Here is a 13259-nt window from a genome sequence, read left to right as displayed (position 1 = left end):
GGCAAGTACATATTAACGCTATTCTTTTTTTGTCGGAGAAAAAAACCACTCTAGCAAGGCTTTATTCATTTATGAATATTGCAACCTCATTTTTACCAATTATTTCATCCACATTTTATCATGCTGAAAACATCACTCATTGACCAGAAAACCTTCAGCGCATTGAGGGATATGACCCTAAATATCCAATTAGAGAGTACCGACGATCTGTAGATGGCTGGGTAGTGCTAACTGCCCTGCTTAATCCTGATGGAATTTTGCAAAAAATTGAAATTGTAGAGTCAGAGCCGGATAACTTATTTGATTGATCTGCTGTAAAAGCATTAAGAATGTAGGAAATTTGACTGGTCAGGAAGCTGGTGTAAATATAAGGCTAGATTACGCTTTAAATTCAATGACTAACGGTTTAAGCCTAGGCTGCCCATCAATACACTAGAATAAACCATGAAAAGATATGGCTACAAATTTACCAAGGATGATGGTGGTCTTTCCAGATTAAGCGGACTTAGATTCTTTATCGGGCTGTGTGCTTTTTTCAGCACAATTACCAGCTTGATTTTCTCTGGTGAGAGCCAATTAAAGTTATATTTGGCATCACTCTTCGCTTTCTGGCTTGCGGCATTCTTGGCCGAAGTTGCCCCCAAAGTAAGATCCTACCCGGTTATATTTTCCGCAATAACGGCAGGTATAATTTTCTGGATTGATCCGAGAAATGTTTTTATAGTCCGTCAGTGTGAAAATTGGCAGTGTGTTGATGTTGAAAATTTGAACGGCAAAATAATATATTTAGGGTTTTGTGGAATGGTAATAATCGCTGCGCTGTGGTCTTTGCGAAGACAGCCACACTAACGTATTTAAACATCATGCGACGCTTTGGTGCGAAAGTACTAGCTGGATATGACACATCAATCAATTACATAGCTTAGGCACCCTATGATAGCCTATAATTTCTGGACGTAAGTTCAAACCAAATCTCTGTGCGACATATACCATCAATAATTGCTGCAAGCCTTATTCCTTCGATATTACTTTTGTTACTGGCCGGTACGTTAGGATTTTCTAAAATAAACTCAGCCGGCCCAGCATTTATTTTGATTTTTTCAATTCCCATATCGCTAGCACACATGATGATTTATGTACCACTTACATTAATAATAGAAAGATACTTTGGTTTAAATATATTCAAGTGTATGTGTCTAGGTTTAATTGTTGGCTCTCTATATCCTGGATTTAATGACTGGCCGTACCCTGATGGCAGTTACATTGGTAAGGTTGAAGATACTTTAATCGGCATAGATGTAATAAAAGCAGTTAATGGCTATCCAACGCTTTGGGGTTGGTTAATTTATCTAAAGCATATACTTACAGTAGGCCTTCTATTTGGAGCTACTAGTGGTTTAGGTTATGGCCTCTTATATAGAAAAGATTAACAAGTGACTTTGTACCTGTACTGGATTAAGAATTCTAATTCAATTTACCCAGTCGCAATCGCATGCGAACGGTTGCGAATCTCTGCCACCTCAGTGGGCCTCCCCCGATAAATCCAGGCCGGAGATTTGCGCGGCCTGCACCATTTTTTGCAGGTAGTCGCTAGTCATCTGGCGGCGGCGTTTTTCGGTTAAGTATTCCTCGATTCGCTCCGAAACATATTCGTATTCCAGCGGGCGGCCCGGTTCGCAGTGTTCCACATAAATCAGGTGTACTCCATAAGGGGTCTCCACGGGCTCTGCTACCAAGCCGGTGCCCTGCTCGAATACTGCGCGCTCGAAGGAGGCGACGGTATCACCGCGCCCTACTTGGCCGAGGCTGCCACCGGCTTCGGCGGAGGAACAGGCGGAGTGGGATTGGGCCAACTGGGCGAAGGTCTGTAGCGGATTGGCATCGTTGCGGATCTGCTTGAGCATTTCCTCAGCAGCGGCGCGTGCTTTGGCGCAGGCTTCGGAGTCATCCGGTGCGGCCGGGATCAGGATATGGCGCACTTCGGCGAGGGGATCGGAGCGGAATTTATGTGGGTGGGCTTCGAAATAGGCGCGGCACTCGGCTTCACTGGCCGGGGGCACTTGCAACTCACCTTTCAAAAGATCTGAAACGGCGTGATCGAAGGCCTCGCTGTGCAGGTCTTCATCGGCGGCGCATAGCCCCTGCCCTGCGGCCTTTTCCCGTAACAGCCAACCGATAACCAATGCCCGTGCAGCGCGGTAAATTGCTTGGCGCGGGGAGTTGGCGGTCTGGTATTGCATCTCCTGGTAAATCAGGTCTGCGGGAATTTCACTGCCGTTCACGGCCACGGCTTCAGCCAGTTCGAATTCATGCCCGGCGGCGTCGGAAGCTAGTAATGCACTCATGACTCTTCTCCACACAAGGCCCACACTTGGCGGGCCTGGTAAACGATTGCTGGGATTAGCGCGCGGCTTTGGCGCGTACTACCTGGTAATTGCGGCGGAAGTACTGCACTGGAACACTCCATACGTGCACCAGGCGGCTGAAGGGGAACAGCAGGAACAGGGTCATACCAAGGAAAATATGCAGCTTGTAGATGATATTTACGTCGGCGATAGCCGCTGCGGCTGCGGAGCCATCGAGGGTGACAATGGACTGGGCCCAGGTCATCAGCTTGAGCATTTCGGCACCGTCCATATGGCCGGCGGAAACCAGGATACTGATCAGGCCGAGGATTAACTGGGCGTAAAGCATCAGCAGGATGATCAGGTCCATTTTGGAAGTGGTGGCGCGCACTCGCGGATTGGTGAGGCGGCGCTTAATCAAAATGGTGAGGCCGATAAAGCAAATTACCCCGAAGAAACCGCCGATCCCCATCGCCATCATCTGCTTGGTGGAGGCTTCAATGCCGAGCAGGTGCCACACCGCTTTGGGCGTAAGCAGGCCGACAAAATGGCCCGCGAGAATGGCAATCACCCCGATATGGAACAGGTAACTGCCGATGCGCAATTGCTTGTGCTCCAACAACTGGCTGGAGCCGGTGCGCCAGGTGTATTGGTCGCGGTCATAGCGGATCAGGCTCCCCACCAGAAACACCGTGAGGGCAACGAAGGGATAGATGGCAAAGAGCAGCGTATTCAGATAGTTCATCTTGTTACTCCTGTGGTATGGGCTGGGCAGAATTCTGCGCGGCATCTTTGGCACTGGAGGCCCAGGTGAGGGGCTGGCCGTCGCGCAGCTGCGCAGCGCTGGGCCGCGTTATGGACTGGTCACAATTGTTGGCGCCGGTGAAGCTGACCACCTCTTCCTCCCAGATCTTGTCCAGCGCCTCGGGGGTATCGTCACGCTCCTCATTGGCGACTTCCTCTTTGAGCGCGGTCAGGTCGACGAAGACTCCGGCCATTTGCAAGAGCGCATCCATCAAAAGGTGATAGGGGCTCTCGCGCTTGGACAGGCGCGCACTCAACAGGGCAATAACATGGGTAATGTCGTGCACCCACTCATAGGCGCCTTCACCTTGGGTGGCGCAAAACTCCAGGTAGGTGGGCAGGTAATCCGGCAGTTCGCGCTCATTCAGCTCAAGACCGGCAGCTCGGTAGCGGTTCATCAGATCCACCATGGCCTGGCCGCGATCGCGGGATTCGCCGTGGATATGTTCGAACAGGTGCAGGGACACGGCGCGGCCGCGTTCAAATAAACCGTCGTATTCACTCTGCCAATCGAGCGCATCCATACGCTCGTAATGAGAGATAAACGCCAGCAGCAAATCGCGCAGGGGCTTGTCCAGGTCTTCGGATTCCGCCACCCAGTTGGTTAACTCATCCAGATGCGCCACCAGCTCATCGGACGGGTAATCCAGCAGGCGGGCGATCAGGTTTAATACTTTCATCGGTACTCTCCCCTCAGCCTCAGTCGACTACTTTGGCCGGTATCACTTCGCGCACTGCATTCTGCTTGCCACCGAAGATGTTGGTGCTGTCATTGCCGGTGCTGCAGCCGTTGCCGAAGCTAAAACCACAGGAGGACTTCATGTCATAGGCGTTTTCGGCGTAAGCCTTGTGGCTTGAAGGCACCACGAAGCGGTCTTCGTAATTGGCCAGGGCCATATAGCGGTACATCTCTTCTACCTGGGCTACGGTCATCCCGGCCTCTTCCAGCAACTCGCGTTCCTGCACGCCGTCCACATGGATGCCGCGCATATAGGCGCGCATCACAATCATGCGTTCCAGGGCGCGGGCCACTGGCTTTTCGTCGCCGGCGGTGAGCAGGTTGGCCAGGTATTGCAGCGGGATACGCAGGGTGGAGAGATCGGGGATCTCGGCACCGCGCCCCACGGTGACGGTTTCCACTTGGCCGGCCTGCACTGCGTTCTGGATCGGAGACAGCGGCGGCACGTACCAAACCATGGGCAGGGTGCGGTACTCCGGGTGCAGCGGCAGGGCGATCTGCCAGTCGATGGCCATCTTGTACACCGGGGATTTCTGCGCGGCTTCGAGCCAGGCTTCGGGGATACCCTCGGCGCGAGCGGCTTCCTGGACTTTGGGATCGCTGGGGTCGAGAAAAATATCGCACTGGGCCTGGTAGAGGGCTTTTTCGTCTTCTACCGCAGCGGCTTCTTCGATGCGGTCGGCGTCATAGAGCAGCACCCCCAGGTAGCGGATACGGCCTACGCAGGTTTCGGAACAGATAGTTGGCTGGCCCGCCTCAATACGTGGGTAACAGAAGATACACTTCTCGGATTTACCGGTTTTCCAGTTGTAGTAGATCTTCTTGTAGGGGCAGGCAGACACACACATGCGCCAACCGCGGCATTTGTCCTGGTCGATCAGGACGATGCCGTCCTCTTCGCGCTTGTAAATGGCACCGCTGGGGCAGGCAGAGACACAGGCCGGATTGAGGCAGTGCTCGCACAGGCGTGGCAGGTACATCATAAAGGTGTTTTCAAACTCACCGTAGATATCCGCCTGGACCTGTTCGAAGTTCTTATCCTTCTTACGCTTGTCGAATTCGGTACCGAGAATCTCTTCCCAGTTGGGACCCCATTCGATCTTCTCCATGCGCTCGCCGCTGATCAGCGAGCGCGGGCGGGCTACCGGCTGGTGTTTTTGCTCCGGCGCCTTGTGCAGGGTCTGGTAGTCGAAGTCGAACGGCTCGTAGTAGTCGTCGATTTCCGGCATATCCGGGTTGCCAAACAGGTTGGCCAGTACCCGGTGCTTGCTGCCGATCTTGGGCTGCAGCTTGCCGTTTTTCTTGCGGGTCCAGCCGCCGTTCCACTTGTCCTGGTTTTCCCACTCTTTGGGGTAGCCGACACCGGGTTTGGTCTCGACGTTGTTAAACCAGGCGTACTCGACCCCCTCGCGGGAGGTCCAGACATTTTTACAGGTCACGGAGCAGGTGTGGCAGCCGATACACTTATCGAGGTTCAGCACCATGCCGATCTGGGCTCTAACTTTCATTGTTACACCTCCTCTCGGGTCGGCTCTTTGATGTCTTCGCCATCCAGCCAGTCGACCTTGTTCATTTTTCTCACCACCACAAACTCATCCCGGTTACAGCCCACAGTGCCGTAGTAGTTAAAGCCGTAGGACTGCTGGGCGTAGCCGCCGATCATATGGGTGGGTTTCATCACCGCGCGGGTTACGGAGTTGTGGATACCGCCGCGGGTGCCGGTGGTTTCCGCTCCGGGTGTATTCACGATGCGCTCCTGGGCGTGGTACATCATGGCCATGCCGTCTGGCACTCGCTGGGACACCACCGCACGGGCGGCAATGGCGCCGTTGACGTTGAAGATTTCGATCCAGTCGTTGTCTTCAATACCCGCCAGCTTGGCGTCGTTCTCACTCATCCACACGATGGGGCCACCGCGAGACAGGGTGAGCATCAGCAGGTTGTCGGAGTAAGTACTGTGGATACCCCACTTCTGGTGCGGGGTGATCCAGTTCAGCAGGATCTCCTTGTTGCCATTCGGCTTCTGGTTCAGCACCGGCTGTACGGTTTTCAGGTTGATGGGCGGCTTGTACACACACATGGTCTCGCCGAAGTCGCGCATCCACTCGTGATCCTGGTAGAACTGCTGGCGGCCGGTGATGGTGCGCCAGGGAATCAGCTCGTGCACATTGGTGTAGCCGGCGTTGTAGCTCACATGCTCATCTTCCAGGCCGGACCAGGTGGGTGAGGAGATAATCTTACGGGGCTGCGCCACAATATCGGCGAAGCGGATCTTCTCGTCTTCCTTGGGCTTGGCCAGATGGGTGTGATCGCGACCGGTAATCTTGCCCAGGGCTTCCCAGGCCTTCACCGCCACCTGGCCATTGGTTTCAGGGGCCAGAGACAGGATCATCTCGGCGGCATCTACGGCGCTGTCGATACGGGCGCGGCCATCGCGGGCGCTTTCATCATTCCAGGTGCGGTTGAGCTTCTTGAGGAAGTCCACCTCGTCATCGGTATTCCAGCTGATGCCCTTACCGCCGTTGCCGAGTTTTTCCAGCAGTGGGCCGATAGAGGTAAAGCGGTTGTAGGTGTTGGGATAGTCGCGTTCCACCTCGATCATGCTTGGCGCGGTAACGCCGGGGATCAGGTCGCACTCACCCTTCCACCAGGCCTTCACCCCAAAGGGCTGGGCGATTTCGGTGGGGGTATCGTGGTGGATTGGCAGGGTTACCAGATCCTTCTCCACCCCCAGGTGGCCGTCGGTCAGTTCGGAGAATTTCTTCGCCACACCTTTGAAGATGTCCCAGTCGCTGCGCGCTTCCCAGGCCGGGTCCACCGCTTTGGTGAGCGGGTGGATAAAGGGGTGCATGTCGGAGGTATTGAGATCGTCCTTCTCATACCAGGTGGCCGTTGGCAGCACGATGTCGGAGTAGAGACAGGTGGTGGACATACGGAAGTCCAGTGTCACCAGCAGATCGACTTTGCCCTCACTGGGGGTATCGTGCCAGGCCACATCTTCCGGCTTCTTGCCGCCGGCTTCACCCAGGTCCTTACCCATCAGGCCGTGCTTGGTGCCGAGCAAGTGGCGCAGCATATACTCGTGGCCCTTACCGGAGGAACCCAGCAGGTTGGAGCGCCAAATGAACATGTTACGCGGGTAGTTCTGCGGATTATCCGGGTCCTGGTTGGCGAACTTAAGCGCGCCGCGCTTGAGCTGCTGTACGGTGTAATCCTTGGCGGACATACCCGCAGCGGCGGCATCTTTGGTCAGTTGCAGCGGGTTCATACCCAGCTGCGGTGCGGAGGGCAGCCAGCCCATACGCTCGGCGCGGCTGTTGTAATCGATAATGGAAGCCTGCCACTTGCTCTTGTCGGCCAATGGCGAAACCACTTCGTCCATCTCCAACTTCTCGTAGCGCCACTGGCTGGCGTGGTTGTAGAAGAAGGAGGTGCCGTTCATATGGCGCGGCGGGCGCTGCCAGTCGAGGCCGAAAGCGAGCGGGGTCCAGCCGGTTTGCGGGCGCAGTTTTTCCTGCCCCACATAGTGGGCCCAGCCACCGCCGCTCTGGCCGATACAACCGCACATCATCAACATATTGATGAGGCCACGGTAGTTCATATCCATGTGGTACCAGTGATTGAGGGCGGCACCCACAATCACCATGGAGCGCCCACGGGTCTTGTCGGCGGTGTTGGCGAACTCGCGCGCAACCTGGATAACGTTCTCGCGGCGACAGCCGGTAATCTTTTCCTGCCAGGCGGGTGTGTAGGGCTTGTCTTCGTCGTAACTGTGCGCACAGTTGGGATCGTCGAGGCCGTGTTCAACGCCGTAGTTGGCCAGGGTCAGGTCGTAGACGCTGGCAACCTTGAGCACCTCGCCGTCTTTGTTCTGCACAAACTTCACCGGCACCTTGTAGTCGATCACATCGCTGTGGTCGGTGTGCTGGAAGTAGTCGTGTTCATGTGTCTGGCCACCGAAGTAAGGGAAGGCCACCTGGGCGATTTCATCGGCGCAGTCTTTCAGGCTGAGTTTCAGCTTTACTTCTTCACCTGTGAGGCCATCGCGCTGTTCGATGTTCCACTTACCGCGCCCATCTTTCGCTGATGGCTCCCCCCAGCGATAACCTACGGAACCCTGAGGTGACACCAGCTGGCCATCGTGGTTGACGGCGATGGTCTTCCACTCCGGGTTGTTGTCCTGGCCGAGGTCATCTGCCAGATCGGAGGCGCGCAGGAAGCGGCCCTGTACCAGCTTGCCGTCGCGCTCTTCCAGGGTCACCAGCATCGGCATATCGGTGGTGGTGCGCACATATTCAGTGAAGTAGGCGCTGGGCTTGTCGACGTGGAATTCTTTCAAAATCACGTGGCCGAAGGCCATCGCCAGGGCCGCATCGGTACCCTGACGCGGTGCCAGCCAGGTGTCGCCAAACTTGGAACACTCGGAGTAATCGGAGGTGATTACGCAGGTCTTGGCACCCTTGTAGCGGACTTCACTGAGGAAGTGCGCATCCGGGGTACGGGTCTGCGGCACATTGGAGCCCCACACGATCAGGTAGTTGGAGTTGTACCAGTCGGCGGACTCGGGCACGTCGGTCTGCTCGCCCCAAATCTGCGGAGAGGCGGGCGGCAGGTCGCAGTACCAGTCGTAGAAACTCAGGCAGTTGCCGCCAATCAATGACAGGTAGCGGGCACCGGCGGCGTAGGACACCATGGACATGGCGGGAATCGGCGAGAAGCCGGTTACCCGGTCAGGTCCGTATTTCTTGGTCGTGTAGACGTTGGCAGCGGCGATTAGCTCATTAACTTCATCCCACTTAATCCGTACAAAGCCACCCATTCCCCGGCGTTCTTTGTAGGACTTGGCCTTGGCCGGGTCCTCAACAATGCTGGCCCAGGCATCCACCGGATCACTGTGTCTCAACTTGGCTTCGCGCCAGAGTTTTACCAGGCGCTTGCGGATCTTCGGGTACTTAAGGCGGTTGGCCGAGTACATATACCAGGAGTAGCTGGCGCCACGTGGGCAACCTCGGGGCTCATGGTTGGGCAGGTCCGGGCGGGTGCGCGGGTAATCGGTCTGCTGGGTCTCCCAGGTGACCAGGCCGTCTTTGACGTAGATCTTCCAGCTGCAAGAGCCGGTGCAGTTCACCCCGTGGGTGGAGCGCACAATCTTGTCGAACTGCCAGCGGCGACGATAGCCGTCTTCCCAGCTACGGTCGTCATGGGTCTTTTCCCCGTGTCCTCCGGAAAAAGGCTCTTTTTGTTTCTTCAGATATTTCAGTCGGTCCAGGAAATGGCTCATGCGGTACTCCCAGGGCATCGAAATGCGGTTAAAGCATCGGTTTAGCTGGGAATATAAAAGCGCTGTAAAAGAGGATCACCTGACCAAAAAGGGGTAGAAAAGCGCTGAGCTACCCATGAGTAGGTAAGAAAATGGCGCCAGTTAATGGTTGAGGTTGGGCGTAAGTCCCGTAATGACTTAGGCGGTATTTAAAACACAGGCAATAGGTTAAATTTTGTGCAAAACTGGCACTCTTTGGTGGTACTCACAAATTTGAGCGCTTGTAAGCGGCACAATAGAGGCTATCCAACAGCGGCCCGAGATCGAAGTGAACTGATATGTTGAATCGAATCCGACAGTCCATCGTCTATCGAATCGGCACCCTGATGCTGCTCACAGTGTTAGTCGCGCTGAGCTCCATGGTGGCCTCTTACATTATCTCTGACGCCGCGGAAAACGATGCCGCCGCAGTGAACCTGGCCGGTTCCCTGCGCGCTATGAGCTACCGGCTCGCAGCGACAGCACCTTCTGGTGATATGGAAGCCACCGCCACACTATCGAACGAAGTGACTTCGCGCCTGAGCCGTGTATTGAGTATTTCCGACTTCAGTGCCAGCGATAACCTGCGCGCGGCGCGCAACTACCGCAAGGTAATCGGCAGTTGGGAGGAAGAGATTCGACCGCTGCTGGAATCCATCGCCGCCGGTCGCACCAGCATGGATTCCCTGCAGTTGGCCACCCACCTGGAACCATTTATTCACGATGTAGACACCCTGGTACTGGACTATCAAACCATCGCCGAAGAAAAGATCAGCCTGCTGCGCCTGGTACAGGTGGCTTCCCTGTTCGCCATAGTGGCGCTTGTTTACCTGTCCCTGTACATACTCCATCGCTCCGTGGAGCAACCTTTGAAGCAACTCATCAGCCGCTCAATGAGCATCGCCCAGGGGAACTTCAACCAAAATCGCCTGGAGATCGACAGCGAAGACGAGTTGGGGGTTCTGGCGCGCACCATCAATTATATGAGCGACGAGATTCACGCAACCCATCGTGACCTGGCCCACCGCGTCGAGCAAAAAACCGCCCAGCTACAGAAGAGCCACGAGGCACTGGATTTCCAATACCGACTGGCACGGCGTATTAGCGAGGGGCCCCTGGCCGGGTCCGAGCTGGGGCAATGGCTGGGCGAGTTCGCCAATGTCGCCGACTTGAACAACCTGGACCTGTGCCTGATGACACCCGAAGGCGAAGCCCCCTACGAACATCTGGTACAGGGGTTTGGCAACAGCCAGTGCAGCGGCAGTGACTGTCGGGTTTGCGTGAGCACCTGCGGCCCCTCCGATGAGGGAGAGTTCCGCGTGTACCGCTTCCCCCTGGAAGTGGATAAGCGCAATTACGGCGTACTGATGTGCACTCTGCCCAGAGGCAACAGCCTCGATGAGGAACAGCAACAACGCCTGGCCACCTTTGCCGACAGCGTCACCGCCGCCATTGCCATCAACGAGCGCGAGGCCCAAGAGCGCCGCGTTGCCCTTCTGGATGAGCGCGCGATCATCGCGCGGGAACTGCACGACTCCCTGGCCCAATCGCTGTCCTACCTGAAAATCCAAGTCACTAGGCTCAATCGCGCCAATCGCAGCGAGCAGGTAGATAAGTCCAAGGTGAAGGAGATTATTACCGAGCTAAAAGAGGGGTTGGACTCCTCCTATCGCCAGCTGCGCGAACTGCTCACCACCTTCAGGCTGCAGATAGGCCCTGGCGGCCTACGCAATATCCTCGAGCAATCCATCCTCGCTTATCGCGAGCAACACCCGCAGATCACTATTTTGCTCGACTATCACCTCAATGAAGTACCGCTCACTCCCCATGAAGAAATCCATCTGCTGCAGCTGGTACGCGAAGCTACCCAGAATGCCGTATACCACTCTCAGGGCGATATGGTGCAAATCAGCATGATCCAGGCTAATAACCAATCGCTCAATGTGCGCATCCGCGACAACGGTGTGGGTATCAGCAACGCACCGGAAAAACGCAACCACTTCGGTATGTCAATCATGCAGGAGCGCGCCAGTAATCTGAATGGAAAACTGAATATTCAGCGGCGTACGCAGGGGGGCACAGAGGTACAATTTAACTTTACTCCCCTTTATGCCCGAGAGCGCGAATTAGTTTGGAAGGATGCGGGGTGATAGCGCCCCCATCCTCGATAGCAGAGTCACTGGGTACGGATGAGCAATCGTTGTATCCAGTATTTTAAATTTAGCGAAAATGCCTGTTAATAATTTTTTCCGATAACCCCAATTTTTTCCGGCTGCATCCTCCCTATACCCATCCCTTCATGTGAAGCCGGATAGTCCGTTTCCACGAATTCCTTTATTCCCCAAGATACCCAGTAAAAAATACTGTCTCCCAAATTGGCCCTAAGCGGCCAGAACCAAGCGCATATGCTACAAGTAGTTATCGCCAGCCATCCATGATCTACACCATTATTCATAGTGAATATGAGCGCTATTAAGCGTCTGGCATTAAATTTCTCGTATAGGTAATAACAAGATCGACTCAATATAGAGGAGAGGTTTATGAAACTCAGTTCATTACCCAAAATCGCTTATTTAATAATGGCGATGCTTTTACTGGCCTATTCCACTTTCACCACTGCAGATAACCACAATAAAAAAGAAAAAGACTCACCAACTGCCAAACATGGATCTGGCGAGAAAGCCTGGTCCGATGCCGGAGATGACAAGCGGTTTACCATCTTTAAGGCTGACCTGACCACCGCTAACGAAAATATGCTCGGCAAAAAGGTGAATCCACAAACCCCTAAAGATGCGGGTGGATTCTTTATTGGCGCCTACAATAACCAGACACATATGCTGAGTTTTATGGTTGGCTACAGCGATCTATCACCCGGTGGGGTAGCCATGTCGCATTTCCATATGCAATGCGCTGGCGATGGCAAAGAGCCGCCTATCTGCAAGCCCGGTAAAGCGAGCGGTCCGATTATCCAAACTATCTGTGGAATGCCGACAAACCCCGGAATGGTTCCCGATTGGCCCAAGACCAAAACCGATAAGGATAAACACGGACTGGAAAAGAAATGCTCCGAGGGCACCAGTGGATTTATTATGGGTAAATGGATGGTGGAAGAGCCTTATCGAAAAGCGCTAATGGATGGAAAGGTCTTTATTAATATGCACAGCAAACTAGATCCCAAGGGTGAAATCTCTGGATTGCTGATGAAAGGTAAATAGCATTCTTTACCATGCCTTCCAGACCCAGCTTCGATGACCCTATGGAGAACGGTGATGTCCAACTACACTACATCATTTTTTAGCCCAAGTTCCCGGGAAGATGCTTACAAGGCAGTAACCGAAAAAATGTCCCAGTGGTGGACACCGGTAAGCGCACCCTTCCTAAAGGTCGGTGACATCGCCAAAACCGGTTTCAAAGGTCAATCTTACTGGGTCTTTCGCGCCAAAATATTGAAGCCCGAGAAATTGATTGAGCTTGAATGTACTGAATCCAATATGGTTTCCGATAACGTAGATGACCCCGAGGAGTGGAAAGGCAGTACTCTGCGTTTCGAATTTTCTGAGGAGAATACGGGAACTCTGATTAAATTTACCCATATTGGTCTATCTCCAGAAATGAAATGTTGGGATATGTGTAAAAGTGGCTGGGATTATTACCTTTTTGGTAGTCTTAAGGACTTTTTAAGTGGGAACGGAGGTCGCCCAAATACTTATTGAAAAAAACAACTTATAGACTTACTTTCTGAAAAAGACTTTCTTGGGTAAAAGTTAATCACAGCACTTTTTGAACTATTTACCTCATTACTACTAGAGTTTACATTAGCCTCTTCTAAAAAATTAAAAAAAGAATTCGCCTATTAAACACCTAGAAAAACAATTTTTGCCAACTTGCTACATTTACTGGCGATATATTCAAAAAAACACTCTACATTCCGACAATTGTTCAAGACTGCTTGCCTCTCTGAAATTTATTACCATCAAGGCGGAGTATTTATACTCAAAATAAAAATTACCCAAAAAAATAATTTTGAGCATAAACTGCATGGGAAACTTATTAATAAGCATTCGTAATGAAT

The 13259-nt window shown here is 53.5% G+C and carries 11 protein-coding genes; 6 read left to right on the top strand and 5 right to left on the bottom strand.

Annotated features, from left to right (window positions below):
* Nucleotides 1–161: 161 nt before the first annotated feature.
* The 3 genes from ACJJJA_RS01815 (at nt 162) to ACJJJA_RS01805 (ending at nt 1430) form a co-directional block, all read left to right on the top strand.
* Entirely contained in the window at nt 162–308 is a 147-nt protein-coding gene (locus ACJJJA_RS01815) for an energy transducer TonB (RefSeq protein WP_444905275.1), read from the top strand.
* A 136-nt stretch (nt 309–444) separates the two neighbouring features.
* Nucleotides 445–849, top strand: coding sequence for a hypothetical protein (locus ACJJJA_RS01810; protein ID WP_444903591.1), 405 nt, complete (start codon nt 445–447; stop codon nt 847–849).
* Nucleotides 850–1031: 182 nt separating this feature from the next.
* The gene (locus ACJJJA_RS01805; RefSeq protein WP_444903590.1) at nt 1032–1430 is read left to right on the top strand and encodes a hypothetical protein; all 399 of its coding nucleotides are present in this window, start codon (nt 1032–1034) and stop codon (nt 1428–1430) included.
* 90 nt (nt 1431–1520) lie between these two features.
* Here the strand turns inward: ACJJJA_RS01805 and ACJJJA_RS01800 are convergent, their stop codons facing one another.
* From ACJJJA_RS01800 to ACJJJA_RS01780, 5 genes are read right to left on the bottom strand one after another with little or no spacing between them, the layout of a single operon-like run.
* Entirely contained in the window at nt 1521–2345 is an 825-nt protein-coding gene (locus tag ACJJJA_RS01800; RefSeq protein ID WP_444883370.1) for a peptidylprolyl isomerase, read from the bottom strand.
* 55 nt (nt 2346–2400) lie between these two features.
* A complete protein-coding gene (gene narI, locus ACJJJA_RS01795) occupies nt 2401–3135 on the bottom strand; it encodes a respiratory nitrate reductase subunit gamma (protein ID WP_444903589.1) in 735 nt (244 codons plus the stop codon).
* Entirely contained in the window at nt 3095–3829 is a 735-nt protein-coding gene (gene narJ / locus ACJJJA_RS01790; protein ID WP_444903588.1) for a nitrate reductase molybdenum cofactor assembly chaperone, read from the bottom strand. The genes narI and narJ overlap by 41 nt, the downstream gene beginning before the upstream one ends.
* A gap of 19 nt (nt 3830–3848) precedes the next feature.
* Nucleotides 3849–5396 carry a nitrate reductase subunit beta gene (narH, locus tag ACJJJA_RS01785; RefSeq protein ID WP_252084095.1) on the bottom strand — a complete coding sequence of 516 codons (1548 nt, stop codon included), beginning with the start codon at nt 5394–5396 and terminating at the stop codon, nt 3849–3851.
* A 2-nt stretch (nt 5397–5398) separates the two neighbouring features.
* Nucleotides 5399–9169, bottom strand: a complete 3771-nt coding sequence (locus ACJJJA_RS01780) for a nitrate reductase subunit alpha (RefSeq protein ID WP_444903587.1) — start codon at nt 9167–9169, stop codon at nt 5399–5401.
* Nucleotides 9170–9486: 317 nt separating this feature from the next.
* On the opposite strand from ACJJJA_RS01780, the gene ACJJJA_RS01775 reads away from it, so the two are divergent.
* The 3 genes from ACJJJA_RS01775 to ACJJJA_RS01765 all read left to right on the top strand — a co-directional run bounded on the left by ACJJJA_RS01775 (nt 9487) and on the right by ACJJJA_RS01765 (nt 12900).
* Complete coding sequence (locus tag ACJJJA_RS01775; RefSeq protein ID WP_444903586.1) at nt 9487–11337, top strand: histidine kinase; 1851 nt, start codon at nt 9487–9489, stop codon at nt 11335–11337.
* A gap of 390 nt (nt 11338–11727) precedes the next feature.
* Nucleotides 11728–12402, top strand: a complete 675-nt coding sequence (locus ACJJJA_RS01770) for a CHRD domain-containing protein (RefSeq protein ID WP_252084092.1) — start codon at nt 11728–11730, stop codon at nt 12400–12402.
* 54 nt (nt 12403–12456) lie between these two features.
* Entirely contained in the window at nt 12457–12900 is a 444-nt protein-coding gene (locus ACJJJA_RS01765; protein WP_444903585.1) for an SRPBCC family protein, read from the top strand.
* Nucleotides 12901–13259: the final 359 nt, after the last annotated feature.

Source organism: Microbulbifer mixtoriginis (SeqCode) (genome assembly GCF_052466865.1).
The sequence above is the reverse complement of the archived record's forward strand: the minus strand, read 5'-3'. Positions and strand labels throughout refer to the sequence as shown.

What these genes read in the sequence shown, in the direction of transcription:
- ACJJJA_RS01810 (WP_444903591.1), top strand. Translation starts at nt 445, where the DNA reads ATGAAAAGATATGGCTACAAATTTACCAAGGATGATGGTGGTCTTTCC.
- ACJJJA_RS01800 (WP_444883370.1), bottom strand. Translation starts at nt 2,345, where the DNA reads ATGAGTGCATTACTAGCTTCCGACGCCGCCGGGCATGAATTCGAACTG.
- narI (WP_444903589.1), bottom strand. Translation starts at nt 3,135, where the DNA reads ATGCCGCGCAGAATTCTGCCCAGCCCATACCACAGGAGTAACAAGATG.
- narJ (WP_444903588.1), bottom strand. Translation starts at nt 3,829, where the DNA reads ATGAAAGTATTAAACCTGATCGCCCGCCTGCTGGATTACCCGTCCGAT.
- narH (WP_252084095.1), bottom strand. Translation starts at nt 5,396, where the DNA reads ATGAAAGTTAGAGCCCAGATCGGCATGGTGCTGAACCTCGATAAGTGT.
- ACJJJA_RS01780 (WP_444903587.1), bottom strand. Translation starts at nt 9,169, where the DNA reads ATGAGCCATTTCCTGGACCGACTGAAATATCTGAAGAAACAAAAAGAG.
- ACJJJA_RS01775 (WP_444903586.1), top strand. Translation starts at nt 9,487, where the DNA reads ATGTTGAATCGAATCCGACAGTCCATCGTCTATCGAATCGGCACCCTG.
- ACJJJA_RS01770 (WP_252084092.1), top strand. Translation starts at nt 11,728, where the DNA reads ATGAAACTCAGTTCATTACCCAAAATCGCTTATTTAATAATGGCGATG.
- ACJJJA_RS01765 (WP_444903585.1), top strand. Translation starts at nt 12,457, where the DNA reads ATGTCCAACTACACTACATCATTTTTTAGCCCAAGTTCCCGGGAAGAT.